The 20,661-nt window shown below is 69.4% G+C and carries 17 protein-coding genes and 1 pseudogene; 12 read left to right on the top strand and 6 right to left on the bottom strand.

Annotation, left to right across the window (positions count from 1 at the left end; all coding sequences use genetic code 11):
• Window positions 1–91 precede the first annotated feature (91 nt).
• Window positions 92–364, bottom strand: a complete 273-nt coding sequence (locus OG627_RS24450; protein ID WP_329068497.1) for an alpha/beta hydrolase fold domain-containing protein — start codon at window positions 362–364, stop codon at window positions 92–94.
• Between the two features lie 287 nt (window positions 365–651).
• On the opposite strand from OG627_RS24450, the gene OG627_RS24445 reads away from it, so the two are divergent.
• From OG627_RS24445 to OG627_RS24405, 9 genes are all read left to right on the top strand, one after another.
• Window positions 652–1,584 (top strand): LacI family DNA-binding transcriptional regulator, encoded by a 933-nt coding sequence (locus OG627_RS24445; protein ID WP_329068494.1) that lies wholly within the window; start codon window positions 652–654, stop codon window positions 1,582–1,584.
• Between the two features lie 400 nt (window positions 1,585–1,984).
• Window positions 1,985–5,350: an ALF repeat-containing protein gene (locus tag OG627_RS24440; RefSeq protein WP_329068493.1), complete on the top strand. Its 3,366-nt coding sequence runs from the start codon at window positions 1,985–1,987 to the stop codon at window positions 5,348–5,350.
• 95 nt (window positions 5,351–5,445) lie between these two features.
• Window positions 5,446–5,823, top strand: a complete 378-nt coding sequence (locus tag OG627_RS24435; RefSeq protein WP_329068491.1) for a hypothetical protein — start codon at window positions 5,446–5,448, stop codon at window positions 5,821–5,823.
• A 35-nt stretch (window positions 5,824–5,858) separates the two neighbouring features.
• Window positions 5,859–6,353 (top strand): hypothetical protein, encoded by a 495-nt coding sequence (locus tag OG627_RS24430; protein WP_329068489.1) that lies wholly within the window; start codon window positions 5,859–5,861, stop codon window positions 6,351–6,353.
• 401 nt (window positions 6,354–6,754) lie between these two features.
• Complete coding sequence (locus OG627_RS24425; RefSeq protein ID WP_329068487.1) at window positions 6,755–7,810, top strand: NAD(P)-binding domain-containing protein; 1,056 nt, start codon at window positions 6,755–6,757, stop codon at window positions 7,808–7,810.
• Between the two features lie 272 nt (window positions 7,811–8,082).
• Entirely contained in the window at window positions 8,083–8,226 is a 144-nt protein-coding gene (locus OG627_RS24420; RefSeq protein ID WP_329068485.1) for a hypothetical protein, read from the top strand.
• Between the two features lie 427 nt (window positions 8,227–8,653).
• The gene (locus tag OG627_RS24415; protein ID WP_329068483.1) at window positions 8,654–10,279 is read left to right on the top strand and encodes a phosphatidylserine decarboxylase; all 1,626 of its coding nucleotides are present in this window, start codon (window positions 8,654–8,656) and stop codon (window positions 10,277–10,279) included.
• A 40-nt stretch (window positions 10,280–10,319) separates the two neighbouring features.
• Window positions 10,320–11,729: a S10 family serine carboxypeptidase-like protein gene (locus tag OG627_RS24410; RefSeq protein WP_329068480.1), complete on the top strand. Its 1,410-nt coding sequence runs from the start codon at window positions 10,320–10,322 to the stop codon at window positions 11,727–11,729.
• Between the two features lie 192 nt (window positions 11,730–11,921).
• The gene (locus OG627_RS24405; RefSeq protein ID WP_329068478.1) at window positions 11,922–13,364 is read left to right on the top strand and encodes a pyridoxal phosphate-dependent aminotransferase; all 1,443 of its coding nucleotides are present in this window, start codon (window positions 11,922–11,924) and stop codon (window positions 13,362–13,364) included.
• 993 nt (window positions 13,365–14,357) lie between these two features.
• Here the strand turns inward: OG627_RS24405 and OG627_RS24400 are convergent.
• Together OG627_RS24400 and OG627_RS24395 are read right to left on the bottom strand one after the other, a co-directional pair.
• A complete protein-coding gene (locus OG627_RS24400; protein ID WP_329068476.1) occupies window positions 14,358–14,612 on the bottom strand; it encodes a hypothetical protein in 255 nt (84 codons plus the stop codon).
• 80 nt (window positions 14,613–14,692) lie between these two features.
• Window positions 14,693–15,907, bottom strand: a complete 1,215-nt coding sequence (locus tag OG627_RS24395) for an amidohydrolase family protein (RefSeq protein WP_329068474.1) — start codon at window positions 15,905–15,907, stop codon at window positions 14,693–14,695.
• A gap of 101 nt (window positions 15,908–16,008) precedes the next feature.
• Here OG627_RS24395 and OG627_RS24390 point away from each other — a divergent pair, with 101 nt between their 5' ends.
• Complete coding sequence (locus OG627_RS24390; RefSeq protein WP_329068472.1) at window positions 16,009–16,479, top strand: MarR family winged helix-turn-helix transcriptional regulator; 471 nt, start codon at window positions 16,009–16,011, stop codon at window positions 16,477–16,479.
• Between the two features lie 114 nt (window positions 16,480–16,593).
• Here OG627_RS24390 and OG627_RS24385 read toward each other — a convergent pair whose 3' ends face one another.
• The 3 genes and pseudogenes from OG627_RS24385 to OG627_RS24380 form a co-directional block, all read right to left on the bottom strand.
• Window positions 16,594–17,463, bottom strand: a complete 870-nt coding sequence (locus OG627_RS24385; RefSeq protein ID WP_329072935.1) for an IS3 family transposase — start codon at window positions 17,461–17,463, stop codon at window positions 16,594–16,596.
• 119 nt (window positions 17,464–17,582) lie between these two features.
• Window positions 17,583–17,765, bottom strand: a pseudogene (locus OG627_RS35555) (transposase); the annotation flags it as partial.
• Between the two features lie 13 nt (window positions 17,766–17,778).
• Entirely contained in the window at window positions 17,779–18,567 is a 789-nt protein-coding gene (locus OG627_RS24380) for a carboxylesterase family protein (protein WP_329068470.1), read from the bottom strand.
• A gap of 307 nt (window positions 18,568–18,874) precedes the next feature.
• On the opposite strand from OG627_RS24380, the gene OG627_RS24375 reads away from it, so the two are divergent.
• Both OG627_RS24375 and OG627_RS24370 read left to right on the top strand, forming a co-directional pair.
• Window positions 18,875–19,468: a TetR/AcrR family transcriptional regulator gene (locus OG627_RS24375; protein ID WP_329068469.1), complete on the top strand. Its 594-nt coding sequence runs from the start codon at window positions 18,875–18,877 to the stop codon at window positions 19,466–19,468.
• Window positions 19,469–19,574: 106 nt separating this feature from the next.
• A complete protein-coding gene (locus tag OG627_RS24370; protein ID WP_329068467.1) occupies window positions 19,575–20,309 on the top strand; it encodes an NADPH-dependent F420 reductase in 735 nt (244 codons plus the stop codon).
• The last annotated feature ends 352 nt before the right edge of the window (window positions 20,310–20,661 follow it).

Raw genomic sequence — 20,661 nt, 5'->3', positions numbered from 1 at the left:
GGCGCCGCGGGGTGTGCGCCCGGCGGCTTCGCGGCGGGCGAGCCCCTGTTCCACTCCCCGCGGCGGAGATCCGGCGGCCCTTCGTGAAGCTCTACTCTCCGCCGGGGACATGCGGGTTCGCTCCGGTCAGCCGCGCGGCCGACCAGGCGCGGCCGCGCTCCAGCAGGCTGCGGGCGACCAGTGTGTCGGGAGCCCATGTCTCGAAGCCGTGGGGAGCGCCGGGGACGAGGTCGGACAGCCACTGCCCGACCGGCTGCGTGCCGCCGGTGTCGTACAGCCGCTGCGCCAGGCAGGCGGCGAGACCCGCACCGGCGCTGGAACCGCCGACGGCGACGCGCTCCTGGTCACAAGGCGCCGCCCCCACCCCCGGCGGATCGGCATCCGCGGCATCCGCGCGACAGCGCGGCGCAGCTCCGGATCGACCAGATCGAGCTTCATGGGCGCCTCTCTCGGATCCGGCACCCGCGGCTCGCAGGGGCGTGTCCCAGCAGGTGGTAAATCGTATTACCAACTGTTCGCGGTACTGTAACCAGCGCACCGAACCCGCACAAGCCCGGGTTCCGGAGGGTTTCGGACCGCCCCGGACCGCCCCGAACCGCTTCGGACCGCGCTGGAGGCCCGCCGACGGCCCCTATCCCGAGGAGCAAGTGAGTGAGCAAGTCCACGCGTGCGACGGCCAAGGACGTCGCACGCGCCAGCGGTGTCTCACAGACCACGGTGAGCTTCGTCCTCAACGGCGCGGCCGGGCACGTCTCTCCGGAGACGCGGGAACGGGTACGGCAGGCCGCCCGCGAACTCGGCTACGTCCCCAACGGCTCAGCGCAGGCGTTGCGCAAAGGGGCGTCCCGCACCGTCCTGCTCAACGTCGAGGGAATCCCCACCGGCAGCAGCCTGGGCAGCTACATCCGCGGCCTCGACGCCGAACTCGCCGCGCACGACCACGTGCTCCTGGTGCTGCACGGCAGCCTTTCCTCGCAGGCGCTCTCCGACGTGACCCAGGCCGTCTCCGCGCGGGCCGTGATCGACCTGGGCGGCTCCGGCCGCGCGGCGGCGATGGCCGCCGACTCCGAAACGCGTCTCGACGCGTTCTCCGCGCAGGCCGACATCCCGGTCCAGTACCTCGTCGACCGAGGCCACCGGCACATCGCCACCGTCCTGCCGGAGGCCCCGGAACTTCAGGCTCTCGCCGGCCTCAAAGAGCGGCTCATCCAGCAAGCCACGCACGCGGCGGGCCTGACCGGCTGCCCGACGCTGATCCTTCCCGACGGCCTCGCCGCCGCCGGGGAACGGCTACGGTCCTTCCGCGCCGACCACCCGGAGATCACGGCCGCCCTCGCCTACAACGACGACCTCGCACTCGTAACACTCGCCGCGATGCGAAACATCGGATTGCGGGCACCGGAAGACCTCGCCGTCATCGGATTCGACGACACTCCGCACGGAGCCCTGTTCTCGCCCGCCCTGACCACCGTGCACATCGACGCGGAGTCCATCGGCCGCATCGCCGCACGCAACGCACTGGGCCTGCCGACGGCCGATCTCGCCCCCGAACCGGCCCGAGTGATCGTCCGACAGTCCGGATGACCGCTCCGCCCGGGTGTTCGGCTCGCGCTCCGCGCGGAGTCGACTTGCTCTGCGACCTTTCCACCGCTGTAGGGCGATAACTGCCGTGTCGCGCCGGACGGCTTGCCCCCCGTCGCAGCGGGTTGCCCTCCGGGGGCGGTGCGGCGATCACCGCACGGGGCGCGGGCGCCGCCTGGCCGGCTCCCCCAAGTCCGCGCCGCACAGCCCCCGAAGGACGTGCGTCAACGCGTCCTGAGCGAGAAGTTTCTGACGGAGCGTGACCATTTATGCGTGAACAGGTAATGTTCCTGAGGAATCGCAGGGCATGTCTCGTTTCCCTTCAACCTCGCCAGCAACAAGCGCACTTGAGGGGAAAAGACGTATGCGCACCTCCATATCCCGAACAGGAAGGATGCACGTCTTGTCGCCTTCGTTGTGGAGCAGACGCCGGATACTCGCCACCGTCGCGGGAGCGGCGGCCGTCCCCGCTCTGCCGTCGATCCTCACTCTGAGCGCCACTCCCGCCCATGCCGCCGCGGGCCCCGGTGATCCCGAGAACGGTCTGCCGGGAACCGATCAGGGCAAGGCCGTATGGGCCTACAAGACGGGCGGGCGCGCCGTTCGCGAGGCCGCCGCCGCCGCGCTCGTCGGCACACCGGCCGCGCTCACCGCCTTCCTCACCACCGAGCTGCCCGCCGCACGGGCGGAGGACAATCGTTTCGCCGTCGTCACCAGCCTCTCCTCGGCGGGCAAGTCCGTCCAGGAGACGGCGAACACGGCGCTGTCCGCCGGGGACGAGGCCGTCGCCGCGTTCCTGAGCGAGGGCTACGCCGGGCCGGTCGAGGAAGATCTGCGGGTGGCGGTGTTCTCCGTCCTGAACAACGGCGGTACCGCAGTGAAGCGGGAGGCCGGCAAGGCGCTGGAGCGGAACACCAAGGAAGCCCTGGACACGTTCCTGGACACGACCCAGTACACCGCGCAGCAGGAGGACGACGAGGTCACGGTCTTCACGATCCTCGCCACCGCGTCGCCCGAGGTGAAGAAGTACGCGCAGCGCGCCCTGGACGACGGGTCCCCCGAGGCGATCCGTCTCTTCCTCTCCTCCGGCCAGCACATCGCCCGCGCCCGCGACGAGGAATCCGCGACCATTGAGCAGCTGGTCGCGATCGTGGAGCGGGAGGGCAACCGCGCGAAGCTGACGACGGAGAAGGCCGTCGCCGCCTCGGAGCGGGCGAAGGAGGCCGCGGAGAAGGCCAAGTCGGCCGCGCTGAAGGCGGCGGAGGAGGCGAAGGCGGCCCAGCAGGACGTGAAGAAGTCGGCCAACGCGGCGAACAACGCCGCGAGCGCCGCGAACGGGGCCGCGTCCGCCGCCAACACCGCCATAGCCGCGTCCCGTACGGCCCAGGCCGCCTCCAGCCGCGCCGCGCAGGCCGCGCAGGCCGCCGCCGCTGCCGCCGCCTCGGCCGGAAACGCCGCCTCCCTCGCCTACTACGCGGCGATATCCGCCTCCAAGGACGCCACGAAGGCCTCCGCCGCGCGCCAGGCCGCCCAGGGCGCCCGGAACGCCGCCGCCCGTGCGCGTACCGCCGCCAAGGCCGCCGACCAGGCCGCCATCGCCTCCAGCCAGGCCTCGTCGGCGGGTTCGGCGGCCGCGAGCGCGGCCAGGAACGCCGCCGCGGCGGCAGGCGCGGCGGCCGAAGCCGCCGCCTCCGCGGGCGCCGCGCAGGCCCAGGCCGCCAAGGCGCGGCAGGCCGCCGCCGAGGCCAACGCAGCCGCCGCCCGGGCGACCCGCGCCGCCGGCGCCGCCCAGACCCTGGCCAACCGTGCCGCGGCCGCCGCCCGGGTGGCCCGTGACGCCGCCAACAGCGCGGCGGCCCACGCCGACAAGGCGGCCGACGCGGCCGAGGAGGCGGCGGCCAACGCGGGCAAGGCGATCGAGTACGCGAAGCGCTCCACCGCCTTCGCGGCGGCGGCGGTGGAGGCGGCCACCACCGCGTCCGACGCCGTCAAGGAAGCCATGGAGGTGGAGAAGGCGGCCCGCACGGCGGAGACCGAGTTGATCGCCGAGGACACCGCGCTCGGCGTCCTGGAGGCCCGGCTGAGGGCAGAGGCCGAGACCGAGGACGCCGTGCGGGTGGAGAAGCAGCGCACGCAGGCGGCCCAGACCTCCGACGAGATCAAGGGGTTCATCTCCACCGCCGAGGCCGCGCTCGCGGCGGGGAACACCGCGTCCGCGGTCACCGTCGCCCGGAAGGCGGCCGTGCGGCTGCTGGACTCCGCCGGCACCTGGACCCGGGGCGCGGCGGAGTTCGCCCTCGCCGGCACCGACCACGACGTGACCAACTGGATCGACGCCGACCGTCTGCTCGCCCAGCAGCAGGACGACCGGGAGAACGTACTGGCCCTCGCGCAGGCCTCGACGGCCGCCGTCGCCGAGGCCGCCGAGCGGGCTCTGGCCGACAGCGACCCGAACGCGGCCACCGCCTTCCTGGAGACCGGGGTGATCGAGGCCGCGGCGGTGGACAACCGGGTGCTGGTGCTCAAGATCCTCGCCCAGGACCCGGGCAAGGCCGTCAAGGCGAAGGCCCAGGCCGCGCTGGACGCGGACACCGCCGCGGCGCTGCACCACTTCCTCGCCGTCGATCTGGCGGAGGCGACGAAGGAGGACGACCGGGTCGAGATATTCCGCCTCCTGGAGACCGGCGGCCCCTATATGCGGTCGGGCGCGCAGATCGTCCTGGAGGGCTCCTCCCGGATGCGGCGCGCCTTCGTCGTCCGCGACAAGTTCAACATCGCCCGGCTCGACCACGACCACGCCACCCATGTCTCCGCGATCCGGGCGACCCTCGCGTACGCCGCGAAGGTCGCGGCGAAGGCCCTGGAGGACGCCGCACGGGCCTCCAAGGCGGCGGCGGAGGCCCGCGAGGCCGCCCAGGAGGCGACCGAGTGGGCGACGAAGGCGCAGAACTACGCTAAGGACGCGGCCAGTTCGGCCGCCGAGGCGAAGTCGAACGCGGACGCCGCGGACAAGTCGGCGGCGTCCGCGGCCCAGTCGGCCAGGGACGCCAGTGCCGCCGCCCTGACCGCGCGCGGCGCGGCGCGCACGGCGAACTACTCGATGCGCCAGGCCTCGGCGTCGGCCAGGCAGGCCGTGGAGTTCGCGGTGGAGGCACAGGCTTCCGCCGCGCGGGCGGCGGCCTCCGCCCAGCAGGCCGGCCAGGACGCACGGGCCGCCGCGGCGGCCGCCAGCGAGGCCCACGCGATCGCCGCGCAGAAGCGGCGGGCCGAGGCCGCCGAAGCGGCGAAGAAGGCCGCCGAGGAGGCGAAGCGGAACCAGCAGAACGGCACCAACCCCTCCGACAAGCCCGAGAACGACGACACGGGCGACACCAAGTGGCTGGGCCTGTGGCCGGAGAACATGAGCGACCCGAAGGACTGGGCGGCGGCCACCGGGCACTGGAGCACCCTCTTCGGGACCGCCTCGGTCGTGCTCGGTGTGGGCGCCCTGGTCTTCCCGCCCTTCGCGCCGGTCCTCGGTCCGCTCGCCGCCGGGGCCGGCGTCCTGTCCTGGGCCCTGCAAGGGGTCAGCGCCGGGCTGAGCGGATGGGGCTACGGCTGGACCAGCAGCGAGTTCCACACGGCCCTCGGGCTGTTCGTCGTCGGCGGCGTCCTCTTCGGCAAGGGGCGGCTGTTCAGCAAGTTCGGCCTCGCGGAGGAGATCGGCGCCAAGGTCTCCGGGGTCGCGGGCGATATCGCGACCACCGTGATCGGCTGGGTCACCTGGTAGACCGACGCACGGCCGGGTGGGGTGGGCCGGGAGCCCGCTCCACCCCGTGCGCCAGGTCCGTACTCTCCGTACGCGGGAGAAGGAAAGGAAAATCCATGCTCACCTCTTCGTTCACCACGACGCACTGGTGGATAGCCGCCATCGCCTCCGGCATCGCTCTCGCGGTGGCGGCCCAGTCCCTGGCCACCTCGACGAAGAGCAGGCTGCTCACCGCGTTGCCGCCGATCGCCGGAGGTGTGGCCATCGTCCTGGACTCGGCCGCGCGCGGCTACGACGGAGACACCCCGCTGGCGCTGTACACGCTCACCATGCTGGGCCTGACTCTCTGCCGGATCATTTTCGCCGGGTACCTGCGGCGGCAGCGCGAGGTGATTCGCTCGGGAAAGGCGCTGGAGCCCGCCACGGGAAAACAGACCGCGCTCTTCCTCTTCACTTTCGCGGCTGTCGTGATGGCCATGGCCGTCCTGCTGTGAAGTGCCGGCGTCCGCTTCCCTGAAAGGAGTTGCCGGTGGTCATCCCCCTGTGGGTGCTGGCGGTGCTGATTCCCGAACTGGTACTCACCTGTGTGCTGCTGCGCTGGCTTCCGGTACGAAGGGAGCGGTGGATACCGGCGATGCCGCTTCCGGTGATCGTCATGGTGGCCCTGGCACTGCGGTTCGGCACGGAGGCGTCGTGGCAGGTCACCCTCGCCACGTGCGCCGGTTTCCTGTGGGGCGCCGCGCTGGCCGTGGCGCCGTTCCGCGGATGGGTGTCCTCGTGGACACTCCCGCAGGAGGGCCAAGACCCCCTGCGCTGGCGCGAGATGGCACTCGTGGTCGTGGGCGTGGTCACACCACTGTCGTTCAAGGGGACGGACGCGGCGCTGGAGAAGACGTTCGCGGTACGTCAGGTGATACGGGCCAGGGGCCAGTTCCCGCCGGCGATGGGAGTGGCGCTGCTGGTGCTTCCGGTGGCGGGCGCGGTGGGCGCCGGGTGGGGCATGGAATTCGCGGGATGGGCATGACGCCGCTCGGCGACTCTCGCTTGGATCAACGGATTTGAGCGTACGGGTTCACCGCGTGCACGAGAGCCGCCGCCTCTTCCGGACCGCCCTCCAGTTTCCACAACCGTGCGCACGTCGCGGCGGGCGTCCGCAACGCCGTCAACAGGGACGGCCGGCACTATCCACCGGGGCGTCCTGCCATCAGCTCCCTCCCCGGGCACCACCCACGGCGGCGCTCCCGGGGCCACCGTGACAGATGGTCAACGTTCCGAGTCAATGCCATGGAATTCGGACCCGAGGCCACGACGCCTCGTCCAGGGCCGGAGCGACACCCCCCGGGAGCGCCGGCCGGCGACAAGCCGGTGGATGATACCGGGATGGACCGTGGCGGCGCGGGGAATGCGGCGGACATGATGATGCCTGTGAACTCACCGGCGCGTACCGCGGTGCCCGGAGACAGGGTTCCGCTGGTGCTGGTCTCCGAGACCGACCTGCTGGACAGCGGCCTGTGGGACCACACCTCCGAGATCGTCCTCCTGACCGAGCGCACGCTGCGCAGCCGGTCACAGGGCTGGCGCGGCAAGGCCGTGCTGGCGCCTTCGAACGAACAGACGGCGGAGCTGCTCCAGTTGTCCCCCGAGGCGCGGCACGGGCATCTGGGGCTGGACTTCGACTACAAGCTGAACGTGCTGGCCGCTCTGAGCCGGGAGGCCGCGGGCTTCAAGGCGGTCGGTGCCAACGCGCTCAACCGCTCGCTGGGGCTGTCGCGAGCGTGTGCGCTGTACGTGCTCTACGATCCGGCGACCATGCGGCCGACCGCTCTCGTCCGCTCCACGCTTCTGTCCTCGCTCCGTACCGCCGCCTACGCCTGCATCGTGCGCGAACGGTGCCGCGCGCAGGCCGTGGCCATCCTCGGCAGCGGCGACATCGCCCGAACGCTGGCACGGCTGTGGGCCCACCTGGACGGCCCCGGACCGCGCGAGGTACGGATCTGCTCGCCGCACCTGCGCGCCGCGGCCGTCACAGCGGCCATCGGGCCCACCCCCTACCGGCTCGTGACAACCCGCTCACCGGAGGACGCCGTGAAGGGCGCGGACCTGCTCGTGACCGCCACCACGGCCGCAACGCCCGTCTTCAGCGGCTCATGGCTCAACGACGACATCGTCCACGTGAACCTCGGCGGCCACGAAGCACCCCTGGCCTTCGTCGAACAGTGTGCCCGCGGCGGAACGCTGATCGCCGACGACCTCGCAGGAACCCTGCGACGAGGAGTCCAGTCCCTGGCCGTCTGGTGGGCCGGCCAGGACCCCGCCCCCACCGGCATCCCCGTCCACGACTTCACCACCGACAGCTGGGACACCCTCGAACGCCCCTGGCACGTGAACTGCGTCGGCCGCGCCGACCTCGACGTCGCCCTCGCCCAATGGGCCCTGTCCCTCGCCCAACACGCCGGGCACGGACAGTCCATCACCCTGTGACCGATACCGCGGAACTCCCCTCGGGTCGCGGCCGGGAACCTCTCCCGCGGTACCGGCCGGCCGCCGCGGCCATCGGCACACGCCACGTCTCCGTCCGGCGAGGGCCCCCTCCAGACCCTGGGTCAGCAGACGGGCGTCCTCTTCGCGGCCCTGGCCCCCGAGGCCGTGATCGGCCATGCGCGTGGGCAGGGTGGACCCGTCCTCGCCGAGGCGGGTCCGGAGTGCCGGTACTCGTGCAAGTCCCAGCCCGTTGCCGCCACCGCGCCAACGGCGTGAGCGGGAACGGTGGGAGCCTCCGGCCACTTCCCGTCGGCCGGTTCACCCCGGCCGCCGAGCGGGCCCCGGACCCCCTGGCCCAGGGCATCCCACTGCTCCCGCTCACGCCGCTGGCCGTCGCCCAGGCCGTGCTGCCGTAGTGGAAGGAGCCTCTCGATCGCCGCCTTCATCGGCGGCAGCGAGGCGGCAGAAGCGGCGACCGCATCGAGCAGGTCCGCCCCGCCCTCAACGCCGGCTGACAGGCGAGCCCCTCGGCGGTGTGGACTGGGCGTGCGGTCCACACCGCCGATCCATGCGATCGAGTTCTCAGGAACGGTCCTTTGCCCGAGCAAGATCAAATGTAGGCGTCCGGAGACCTCGGATTCCCGGATCGGGTCGCAGAACCGTTCTCACTCAAAAGTGGCGAATGGGGGGGCTGCGACTTGGGTGGTGCGAACATCCCGGGGCATGACGGGCCATCAAGAGCCCTACCCACCCGCCGGATCAAAAGCCGATCTCGTCGAACGCCATCCGTGCCCGAAGCGCAGGGCGGCCCCCGGGCGCGGACATCCGTATCGGCTACGCTCGGTGATCGGCGAATCCACGCCGGAAGGGCTCGGCAGCGTCGCCCGCAAGGGCAAGCGCGACGGGCCGGCTCTCGGCGATGTTCCCGCCGAGCCCCATGCGAACCGGACGATATCTGACCAGACCGAAGCCCGGCCCCCGAGAGTGCCTCGTGACCGACCGCTCACGGCCGGCAGGTTCAAGGTTCCCGACGGAGTCGCACTGGCGAAACGTTTCATCGGTTTGTGCGCCCTCGCGCTCCCGGTTTCGCCTCAACCACGCCCCCTTCAACGGCATTTCGAAGATCACGTTCCGAATACGCTTGGATCCACTTGGCGATCGTACGGTCTCCGGAATATCCGCGCGTATCGGACCTCTCTTCTGCGTCCGGAAGCGGATTCAATTCCGCACATCCCTGAAGGAGAAGACGAAGTGGCACAGAACGACGAACCTTTCTCGAAGGATCTCCCCGGGTTCATCGAAAAGATCGAGCGGTGGTACGCGGAGGACTTCGAAGGCTTCAGGACCATGTACGACGCGGCGACCGCGAATGTGGTGCCGTATCCGGGCGACACTCCGGTCGAATTGCACTGCGACTGGAAGGGCCAGGGAATCACGTTCCTGTGCGACTTCTTCACGGAGTGGTACGAGTGGATGCCGGGGGTCCATACGGGGCTGAACTACATCGAGAAATTCAGTTGGCTCAACTATGAGAACCCCTACGGCATGGTCTTTGTCACCTGCGGCCCCGGGCACAAGGCGCTCTCCGATTTCACGCATCTTCAGGGCATGCAGATGGACGAGCCGGACAGCACGCGGAACAAGGAACTCATCGACTCCTGGGAGCGTGACCTGGGCGAGAAGAAGATGAAGGACTTCGAGCCGGGGCCCTGGTCGACCTTCAACGACTTCTTCGTCCGGGAACTCGCCCCGGGCGCACGGCCGATCGCCGCGGAGGACGATCCCACGGTGGTGGTCGCCCCCGCCGACTGTGTCATCAACATGATTGTCGATGACCTGAAAGAGGACACGCCCATCCCGGTCAAGTCCGTGACCATGAACGTCAGGCAGCTGCTCGCCGACTCCCCGTACGCCCACCACTTCCTTGACGGGACAGCGGTGTCATGCATTCTCATGCCCGACAGCTACCACTGGTATCACACCCCGGTGGCGGGCGAGCTGATGGAGGGGCGTGACGACATCGCGGGCTCCTACTACGGAATGCGGGACTTCCCCGAACTGCTCGACAAGGGGGACGTCGGCTACGGCTACGACTACGAGATGTTCGATCATTTCCGCCGGGGATACGTGATCATCAAGACGCGGTACCCGGAGAGCACGGAGAGCGATCCGGTCGAGGGCTACGTCGGGATGGTGACCGTCGGCCTCAACTCGATCGCCTCCGTGAACTATCTGCCCAAGTTCAAGAACCTCAACGGTCCGGTCAAGGTGGCAAAGGGAGAGAAGATCGGGAACTTCAAATACGGCGGATCGCTGAACATCCTGCTGTTCCAGAAGGATCGGTTCCCGGCGCTGCAAATGCTCCAGGGACAGCGTATCGGGGTCCTGGAGCAGGTGGAGCGCACGAACGGACTGTTCACCGGCTCCTCTCACACACACTCCCGTCGGCGTCGCCTGATCGCACCCTGATCCGCCGCTGCCGCCACCCCTCCCGAACAGATGGTGAACCATGTCCACAGGCCCCATTGACTCGATTCCGGCCAACATCGCCAATACCCGGCGCATCGACTTCTTCACCAAGGACGGCGCCACCAGGAAGGTCCGTTCCTACGCCGGGTACGCGGATGTCCCCAGCATTGATCAGTCGCGTCCGAAGGCGAATCACCTCTTCTACTGGTTCTTCGAGAGCCAGACCTGCAGCCCCCGTCTCCCGGCCGAACAGCAGCAGGACCTGATCACCCAAACGCCCCTGCTGATCTGGCTCAACGGCGGTCCGGGCGCCTCCTCACTGCTGGGGCTTTTCCTGGAGAACGGGCCGCTGTCCATTGCCGACGACGCCGCCGGAACGGTGTCGGTGGACGCCACGACCTGGAACCAGGAGGCGCACGTCCTCTACTGGGACCAGCCCGTCGGTACGGGATACAGCTACTCCGACGAGAAGGAGTACGTCCAGGACGAAGGCACCCTGAGCCACATGTTCTGGCAGGGCCTCCAGGAGTTCTTCCTCGCGCACCCGGAGTACGCGCGGTGCCCGCTGTACGTCTGTGGGGAGAGCTACGCCGGCAAGTACGTCCCGGCGATCGCCCTGGAGATCGACAAGCAGAACCGCGAGGCCGTGGACGCGGTGCCCCTCAACCTGAAGGGTATCTCCGTCGGCAACGGCTGGATCAAGCCCGAACTGTCGCTCCGCATCCTGATCGACTACGCCTACACGACCGGGTTCCTCGGCCTCAGCCAGAAGGAATCCCTCGACATGGCGTACCTCGAATTCCAGAAAGTCCTCCACGCCGGAACGGACATGAAGACGGCCACCCGGCTCGGGAATGGCCTGGTGACCGCTGCCGTGAATTACGGCGGAGGGTTCGATTTCTACGACGTACGGCGGTGGGACGATCTGCCCATGGGGGCGCTGACCGCCTACCTCCGCAGCACCGAGGTGAAAAAGGCCCTCCACGTTCCCGGCCACGTCATCTGGACGCTGGAGGACGACAAGGGGCCGGTGACCGACGCGCTGGTGAACGACAACATGGCGGACGCCTCGGGCCTGTACGCCCAGCTCATCGAGAAGAACTACAAGACCCTGCTCTACACCGGGAACTTCGACACCGCCTGCGGGTACCGCAGCACCGAGGAGATCCTGGACGCCCTGATGGAAGGGCGGGACATGTGGTCCGAGTGGCGAGCCACCCCCCGTCTCATCTGGACCCAGGCCCAGGGAGACCCCAAGGGATTCGTTCGCAGGGCCGGCAACGTGACGCAGGTCGCCATTCCCGACTCCGGACATCAAGTGCCCGCGTTCCAGCCGGAGATCTGCCGGGAAATGCTCTACAACTGGCTCTTCGACCGCCCCTTCACCGGATATGACCCGGAGCGGACAGGCAAGCCGGCCCCTGCGGACGCCCACACGCGAAAGGCGTGACCGCGGCTCACACCACACCCCAGATGTCCACGGTCAAGCGCGAGGCTCCCCCCGTTCGACCGTGGACGGCCGCCGAAGCGCCGGCAGCCGTCCCGAACGCACTGCCCATTCGCCCCGCACGTGCGGCGAACCATGAAGAGGTTCGCCGCACGGCCCGTCGGATCCGCTACCAAGACAAGGAACATCGGCACCATGACGACCAACGTCGTGTCCACCGGGCAGAACCCGACCGCACTCTCCGAGGAGGCCGCCGCCCTCCTGGCGCGCATGCCCGACCTGGAGCAGGCGCTCGCCTCCTACCACCGCCAACTGGCGTCCGACACCGCGGTCGACCTGTCCGTGGCGGAGAACGTCCTCGTCTACCACGACTCGATGCGGAAGAGGGTGTTCGCGCACACGAGTCTGCTCCCCGAGAAGAACATCCACTACTTCCCTCCGTACGGCACCGACGAGTTGCGTCAGCAGGTGGCCGCCCTGCTGACGAGGGCGTTCCGCACCGACGTGGAGGCGAAGAACGTCTTCGGCACGGCGGGAGTCGCCTCCGCGCTGGAATGCCTGGCGTTCGCGCTCAAGAGCAGTGCGCCCGGAGTCCCGTCGCCGCTGGTGGACGGCGACGCGGTGCTGATTCCGGCACCGTACTGGCAGGGCTTCAACTGGTCGTTCGAGCAGCGGCCCAAGCTGACCTGCGTCCCGGTGAACCTTCCCACCGACGGCCCGGATGCCTTTCGCCTCACGGTCGACCTCATCCGTGACCAGTACGAGGCGCACAAGAAGCGGACCGGCAGGGCACCGAGACTGCTCGTCCTGACCAACCCGCACAACCCGCTGGGTGTCAACTACTCCAAGGACCTGCTGGAGGACATCTACGCCTGGGCACTCGGCGACCCCGACCTGCACATCATCTCCGACGAGATCTACTGCCACTCCCAACTGCACGGCGGGAAAACCCCGTTCACCAGCGCCGTCGCCCTGGAAGCCTACGCCGAGCACCCCACCCGTATCCATGTCGTCTGGGGCTTCGCCAAGGACTTCGGGCTCTCCGGTTTCCGTACCGGATTCGTCGTCTCGAAGAACGCGGTCGTCCAGGACGCCATGCTGGGCAGCAAGGACACCGGGGCGGAGGTACGGCACCCGATGCCCTGGTTCACGCCCTTCGACTCGCTCAAGCACTATGTGATCGGCGCCGTCCTCTCCGCCTCCGCCGAGGGCCCCGGCTCCGAGCTGTACACAACGTTCGCCATGAAGACCTACCGGGACCTCCTCAGCACCAGCTTCACCGAGGTCAAGTCCTGTCTGCAGCGCAACGGCATCAGGTACGTCCACCACGACGGCGACAACGCGGCCCAGTTCTTCTGGCTCGACCTCAGGGACTATCTCGACCTCCCGGTGCCACCCGCCATGGACGACGCCATGCCCTTCCCCCTCACCTCCCCCGATCTGGACAACAGAGAAGAGGGCCTCTTCAACTACTTCCGGAGGCAACCGACCGAGGTCTCCCTGCTCCCCGGCGGCGTGATGCACAGCCCCGCCCCTGGCTTCTTCCGCCTCTGCTACACCGCCCGTCAGCCGGAAGTGGTCTGCGAAGCCATCGACAGGGTGGCCAAGGCGCTGACCTTGTTGAGGCCCCAGGCGTAGCCCGGCACACGCGGAGCGCAGGCCCAACCCGACTCCGCTCTCCTCGGCATGATCGCTCTGGCCGGGCGAGGCCAGGAGGACGCCGCCTTTCGGTACCGGGCGAGGCCAGAGGACGCCGCCGACCGGTACCGGGAGGAGCAGCGGACGGACTTCTCCCTCACGCGCTTCACGAGCGCTCGCTCCGAGTCACCGGGCCTCGACGGCTGGACTCTGCCGACGGGTCTGCCGCCTGCGGCATCCCGTGCCCCCGCAGGGCTCCCCACCGGCATCGGAAGGCGGCATGAGGGCGCTTCCGTCCACTGATCCGTCCCCGCGTCCCCTGCGTGTCCACTGGATCTCGGTCTGAACGAATGAATAGGGGTCGCCACTCTGGAGTGGCGACCCGGTCTCACGTATCTCCAGGTAGAAACGGTTCTCCTGAGAGAATTCAGTTGGGGCGGGTGGGACTTGAACCTATCCCGGTGACGCTTCTCACCTGCGGTTTCCTCAGAGGGGTGGACATTTACCCCTGATTCGATCCGGCTGCACTCTCCTCGCCCCCGCCTGATCGGAAACAGTGCGGCGATCACCGCACGGGCGCGGAAGATCATCAAGCTTCCCCGAGTGGGTAGCACGCCCGCTTGAGCCACGGCCGACCGAACACGTGGCACCTGGTAGGTCGGTCCTGCGAGAACGTCCTCCAACACGATCTCGGAGCACACGGACGGTGACGTTGTCCGCGTACCTGCGGGCAGTAGGGCTCACCACCGCAACGCAGCTCGTACGGGGGTGGCGACATCTCCGCGCGCGGGAAACAGAGTTCTCAGCACACACGCCCGCAAGAACAACACTCCGATAACCCACCTACGTGTGCGGCGGCGACGCTCCTGACCTACGCAACATCTCCTGAAACCGTCAGCCGTCACCTGGAGCCGTGTGATATCTCCTGGTGCCACTCAGCCAACGATGTCCTGGAGCCGCACACCGTCACCGTCCTCCCGAGGTGATCTCCGGCTACGGAACTCTTGCCAGAGCCACGTTCACGTGTAAGCCGGCATCGGGCCGTTTCCGCAGCCAGCCGCGGTCGACGAGTCCGACCAGCTTGCTACGCAGCGGTTCCAGCTCGGCCCACACGCTGACCACGTTCGGCGACAGCGAGTTCGCCCCTCTGGCCCGCACTTCAGCAAGCTGTCCGGCCAACTGCTCTTCGGGTTCGTCCGGTTCCGCGCGCCGCCCGGTGATCCGGTCCAGCGGCTCGGAATCCAGCATGCACCGGATCGTAGAAGGCCGCCGTACTCCGGCGAGCAAGACCCGGCGGTTGAGTCCTTCCCACGCGGGGGGTGCTGCGGTCATGCCGCCAGGCGGGTGCCGCGGCGCCAGACGGCGCGGGTGTTGAGGGTGTCGCTGATGTCGCTCGTCGGGTCGCCGTCGACCAGCAGAAGGTCGGCGCGGAGTCCTTCGGCGATGCGGCCCCGGTCGCTGAGGCGGAAGCGGCGGGCCGTGGTCGCCGTGGCCGCGCGCAGGGCCCGTGCGGGCGTGAGGCCGGCTGCCACGAGGTATTGCAGTTCGTGGTGCAGGCTCGCTCCGTGTGCCAGGCCCCCGAAGAACGTCTCGGGCATGGAGACGTCGGTACCGGCCAGCACGTCGACGCCTGCGGCGTCCAGGGCGCGCACGGTGTTGTACACGTCGTCGAGCTTGCCCTGCGGGTAGCGGTTGTAGCTGGAACGCAGGGTCTGGTCCCACTCGCTGTCGAGGCGGGTGGCGACCCGGGGGTCGTCGGCGAGTTCGCTGCCGGTGATCCCCATCATCGAGGCGTTGAGAGTGACGCAGGGGATGACGAACATGCCCGCGTCCTTGATCAGGCTGATGATCTCGGCAGTGTGCGGCTGGTCCATGAACACGTGGGTCACGCCGTCGACACCCGCTTCGACGGCCATCCTGGTGGCCTCCAGGGTCAGCGCGTGGGCCACGGTGAGGGCGCCGTACTTCTTGGCTTCGGCCACACCCGCGTTCACGGTGGCCTGGTAGAGCGAGGGCAGCCCGGGGTGCCCCTCCACGCTGCCGTCGTCGATCATGAACTTGATGAAGTCGGATCCCCGGGCGAGGAGCTGCGGCACAAAGGCGACCGCTTCCTCGGGCGTGGTGGAGAACGGCATCAGCGGCATCACCGGTGGCAGATCCCACTTCGGCCGGAAGCCTTCGGGCATCAGCTCGCTCGGGTGACCACCGGGCGGTGTGATGGCAAAGCCGGAAGAGCGCACGTCGGCCACGGTGTCGTCGTCGGTGATGGACCCCCGGTTCTCCCGGGTGTTCATCCCCTGCATCTCCAGTTCGGTCGTCACCCCGAACCGCAGGGCCAGCGCCAGGGACCCCGGGGCGGAATGGACATGGGCGTCGATGAATCCCGGCAGCAGTGTGGCGCCGCCGCCGTCGACGATCTCGCTGTCCCGGGGAGCGTCGCCACCGACACGGGCGATCCTCCCGCCGTCGATGACCACGGTCCGCACGCCCAGCGTCTTCTCTCCGTCGAAGATCCGTGCGTTGGTGATCGCGGTGAGTGCCATAACGGTGTGCCTCGTTTCCTCGCTACTCCAAATTACATACCCAAGGCTATGCACTTGTCTGAAGGTATGCAAATGTGCGGACCGGCTCTAGACTCAGTCACATGAGCAGCGCGTCTTCCTCTGATGAACAGCCTTCCGACGACCTGGCGCTGGACCAGATCGGCCCGGCGCTGTCACGTCTGCGACGACGCACTCCGGCATCGAGGAAGGACCTCTCCCGCAATCTCGTACTCAACGTGATCGCCGACGCGCCGGGCGAGATGACCGTCGGTGGCCTCGCCGCCGAGATGGGCGTCACCCAGCCGGTGGCCAGCCGGACCGTCGCCGACTGCATCGAGGACGGGCTGCTGCGCCGGGCGGCGTCCCAGTCCGACGGACGTCGTACCGTGCTCGAACTCACCGAGCACGGCGAGGCCGAACGCAACCGCTTCGCCGCTGAACAGCGAGAAGCGTTCAAGGAGATCACAGTTGCCTGGTCGCCCCAGGAGCGGATCCAGTTCGCACGCCTCCTGGCTCGATACGGAGCCGACGCCACCGCATGGTCGAGGAAACAGGCCACAAGCCGCGACTGAAGAAGCGGCGCCCCGACACCGAACGACTTCAAGTTGGCGGCAGCTCAGTGCCCGCCACTTGGCGTCACACCCCACTCGCCTGGAGCGCACGGGGCCGGCACCGTACGTATCAGCTCAGCTGGTCAGCAGGGGTTGACGGGTGTTCAGGTTCGTTGGTTCGGCCGTGGCCTGCTTGGCGTAGTACTTCTCTTCGAACTCGATCGGGCTGAGGAAGCCGAGCCGTTCCTGGATGCGGCGGGAGTTATAGAAGCCGTCGATGTACTCGAAGAGCGCGAGATTCGTCTCGGCCCTTGTCGTGTAGGTGCGGCCACGGATGCATTCGGTTTGGATGAGCATCGAGAGGTTCTCCGCGAGGGCGTTGTCGCAGGAGTCGCCGACGGAGCCCATGGATGCCTCGGCCCCCGCCCGCATGAGCCGGGTTGTGAGCCTGATGGACGTGTACTGGCAGCCGTGGTCGGTGTGGTGAATGAGCTTGCCCGGCTCGACCTCGCGGGACGCGAGCGCGTACTCCAGCGTGGCCAGGACCAGGTCGGCGTCCGCGCGGGCGGAGGTCTCCCACGCGACCACCCGGCGGGAGAACGCGTCCCGGATCGCGGAGAGCCACAACGGTCCCTCGCCGGTGGAGACCATCGTGAGGCCGGTGACCCACAACCGGTTCGGCGCCGGTGCGGTGAAGTCCCGGTTGACCAGGTCCGGGGCGAGGCCGGCTTTGGGATCGCGGCGCGTGAAGCCCTTCCGTCGCGGGCTGGTCCCCGCGATGCCGGCCTCGCGCATCAGGCGCTCGACCCGCTTGCGGCCCACGCGTGTGCCCTCGCGTCTGAGGACGGCGTGCACGCGCGGCGAGCCGTAATTGCCGCCGGATTCCGCGTGGATCTCCTTGATCCGCTCGGCCAGTTCGACGTCGCGGCGTCGCCGTTCGCACGGTTCCTTCTCCGCACGGCGCCATCGGTAGCAGGTGGAGGAGGGGATGCGCAGTTCCCGCAGGACGCACCGGCTCCCAGGCGGGGATGCTCGTCAACGAGCGCTGTCAACCTGGGCCGGGCCGGGGCGAGTTGCGCCGCGAAAAAAGCCGAGGCCGTCCGCAGGACGTCATTCGCCCGCTTGAGCTGGGAGTTCTCCTTGCGCAGGGCCGTGAGCCCGGCACGTTCGCCGGTGCTGAGACAGTCGTCGCGCTCGCCGGCGTCCGCCTCGGCCCGGCGGATCCAGCCGCGCAGGGCCTCTGGGTGCACGCCGAGGTCGACGGCCAGCTTCTTGGTCCGCGGCTTCGGCTCGGTGGTGCGGTACATCCGTACCGCTCACTCACGCAACTCGAGCGAGAGTTTCCGAGGTGCAGCCACGGACACAGGTCCTCTCATGAGTCCCATCTGACCTGCTGTCAGCTTCCTCCGCATCTCGGGGGACCTCGGCCCCGAAGGTCGTGCGGAGCATGGCCGGGTAGGTCTTGGCGGTCATCGGCGGCACTCCGGCCGGCATGGCTCCGCCCACGTACGCGCGTGCCTCGTCGCGGTTTCCGCCGGAGATCACCGGTACGTGGAGGAATTTCCCTTCCACAGAGCTGTCGACGTTGTCCTGGGCCCACTGGGTGCCAGTGATCTGGTCTTCGCGTCCGAAGTTGCCCGATCCGGGCAGGCCGGGCAGGCCGAAGTGGCCGAAGATGCCCAGCCGGTAGTTGAGGGTCACCACGATGACGTTGCCCTGGGACACCAGCCGGTCGGCGTTGTAGTCGCTGCCGGCGCCGTGCGTGTAGCCGCCGCCGTGCCACCACACCATGACGGGCAGTCCGGCATCCGGCACCATCTTGCGCGGTGTGGTGACGTTGGCGAACAGGCAGTCCTCGTCCGTGGAGGCGGGCTGACCCGGCCCGCCGTCCGTCTGCGGGCACCTGCTGCCGGGCCGGGGGGCTTCCCGCGCTCCCGGCCACGGGGCCGGGGGCTGCGGTGACGCCCAGCGCAGCTTGCCGACCGGCGGCTTCGCGTAGGGCACACCGAGGAAGTGCCGGGCGGTCGCGGTCGAGTCACCTCGCAGGAGTCCGGTGTCCACCCGCACAGCGACCGGTGCGTCCGTCGGCGGCTCTCTGTCATAGGGCACCAGCAGCTCACCCCCTGACATCCTGGGCCGGCAGCCGGGTCAGGGCGGCGCAGGAGGGGCCGAACAAGCGGGTCACAGTCCAGGAGAAGTCGTCGGGACCGGCGGCGCGGCACCGCGTCCACCCACTTCCGCGGGGCTTTGGCTCTGCGCGCTGCGGCCAGGCAGGTGGGGGCCGCCTGTGCTGTCCGGGCTCCGTGGGCGGGCCGCCGATTTGACCGGATGCCGCCTCCGTTTTACTCTCGGACGAGTGCGGAGGCAGCATCCGTTTTGATGTGGCCGCAGGATCACGGCAGCACGAGGAGGATGCATGAGCATCGGTGAACCGCGGGGCCGCAAGCCCCGCGCGGACGTCCAGCGCAACCGCGCGGCCCTCCTGGAGACCGCGCAGCGTCACTTCCTGCGGCACGGGGTCGGCACCTCCCTTGAGGCGGTGGCCAAGGAGGCGGGAGTGGGGCCCGGCACCCTGTACCGGCACTTCCCCACCCGGGAGGCGCTGCTGGCGGCTGTGCTGCAGACACGCTCCGAGGAACTGGTGGCCCGCCAGGCGGACATCGAGCAACTCGGCGACCCGGCCGAGGCGCTGGAGCAGTGGCTGCGGGCGATGGAGGAGTACTTCAGCGCCTTCAGCGGGCTGCCGGACCCGCTCATGGCCGCGGCCAGGGCGCAGGAGCCGGACAACCCGCTCACGATTCCCTGCGGCATCCTCATCACCGCCACCGATCAGTACGTGCGAGCCGCGCAGCTCGCGGGACGCGTGCGCGCGTCGGTGCGGGGTCACGACCTGTTCCTCGCGGCCTGTTCCGTTGCCTGGATCAAGGGCACCGGTACCGAGGAGGAGCAGCTCGACCGGCTCCGCACGCTCATCGCGAGCGGCTACCGCGAGCGGGACGTCCAGGCGTAAAACGCAGGCACCACCCCGCTCCACCCCGCAGCGCCAGGCGGCACCACGACGCGGCCATCACATCGCGCTGCCCTCAGGGGCAGCACAACCCCTCAAAGGACAAATCATGAAAATTACTGTCATAGGCGCCGGTGCTATCGGTGGGAACCTCGCTGCCAAGCTCAGCACGGCCGGTCACGACGTCCAGGTGGCCGACGCCCGCGGCCCCGAGGCCGTCCGGGCGGAGGTACTGGAGTCCGGGGCCCGCGCGGCGGACCTCTCCGACGCCGTCCAGGGCCGGGACGTCATCGTCCTGGCCGTCCCCTTCGGGGTGGCGGGGAAGCTGGCCGGCCTGTTCGCGTCGGTCCCCGCCGAGACGGTGGTCATCGACACCTCGAACTACTATCCGCACCTCAGCGGGCAGATCGAGGCCGTGGACAACGGCGAGGTCGACAGCGTGTGGAACGCCAGGCAGTTGGGACGCCCCGTGGTCAAGGCGTGGAACGCCGCCCTGGCCGAAACCCAGCGGACCCGGGGCGTTCCGGCCGGAACGCCCGGCCGCATCGCCATCCCCGTCGCCGGCGACTTCGAGGAGGCGCGGCGTGTGGCCATGCAGCTCGTGGACGACACCGGCTTCGACCCCTACGACGCCGGCACGCTGGCCGACTCCTGGCGCCAGCAGCCCAACGGCCCCGCCTACTGCACCGAGCTGACCCTCGACAAGCTGCCGGCGGCCCTGGCCGCGGCCGACCGCGTCAAGGACGCCCGCATCCGCGACAGCGTGCCGGAACGCTTCGCCACCCTCCCGGCCACGGCCACCCTGGAGGACGTCGTCGAGATGAACCGCGCCGCTCACCGCTGAGCCACCCGACGCGGCTCTCGTGCACGCAACGGCACGAGGGCGGCGGCGTCGGCACGCCACGCACACACAGGACGAACACGAAGAGCGCACAGCCCCCCACGCCGTAGCCTGCGGCCCCGGCACGACGCTGCCCGCGAGCATCCGCAAGCCTTGCCGGTACCCGCAGGGTGCGTCCGCACCCGGCCCTTACGCCGGCTGCCTCCTGGCGCGGCCGGCCGTACTGCGCCGTGGCGGTGCCTGCGCGCCATGGAGAGGAACCGCCCGCAGAACTCTGAACCGGCGCCGGAAGGCGGCGTGAGGGCGCTTCCGTCCCCTGAACCGTCCCCGCGTCCCCTGCGCGTCCCCTGGATCT

Origin of the sequence: Streptomyces sp. NBC_01429, assembly GCF_036231945.1 — a bacterium.
Taxonomy (GTDB): Bacteria; Actinomycetota; Actinomycetes; order Streptomycetales; family Streptomycetaceae; genus Streptomyces.
The sequence above is the reverse complement of the archived record's forward strand: the minus strand, read 5'-3'. Positions and strand labels throughout refer to the sequence as shown.

Bases quoted from the DNA above. Each gene is read 5' to 3' on its own strand.
- OG627_RS24395 (WP_329068474.1), bottom strand. From the start codon at position 15,907: ATGGCACTCACCGCGATCACCAACGCACGGATCTTCGACGGAGAGAAG.
- OG627_RS24370 (WP_329068467.1), top strand. From the start codon at position 19,575: ATGAAAATTACTGTCATAGGCGCCGGTGCTATCGGTGGGAACCTCGCT.
- OG627_RS24405 (WP_329068478.1), top strand. From the start codon at position 11,922: ATGACGACCAACGTCGTGTCCACCGGGCAGAACCCGACCGCACTCTCC.
- OG627_RS24390 (WP_329068472.1), top strand. From the start codon at position 16,009: ATGAGCAGCGCGTCTTCCTCTGATGAACAGCCTTCCGACGACCTGGCG.
- OG627_RS24375 (WP_329068469.1), top strand. From the start codon at position 18,875: ATGAGCATCGGTGAACCGCGGGGCCGCAAGCCCCGCGCGGACGTCCAG.
- OG627_RS24400 (WP_329068476.1), bottom strand. From the start codon at position 14,612: ATGCTGGATTCCGAGCCGCTGGACCGGATCACCGGGCGGCGCGCGGAA.
- OG627_RS24435 (WP_329068491.1), top strand. From the start codon at position 5,446: ATGCTCACCTCTTCGTTCACCACGACGCACTGGTGGATAGCCGCCATC.
- OG627_RS24410 (WP_329068480.1), top strand. From the start codon at position 10,320: ATGTCCACAGGCCCCATTGACTCGATTCCGGCCAACATCGCCAATACC.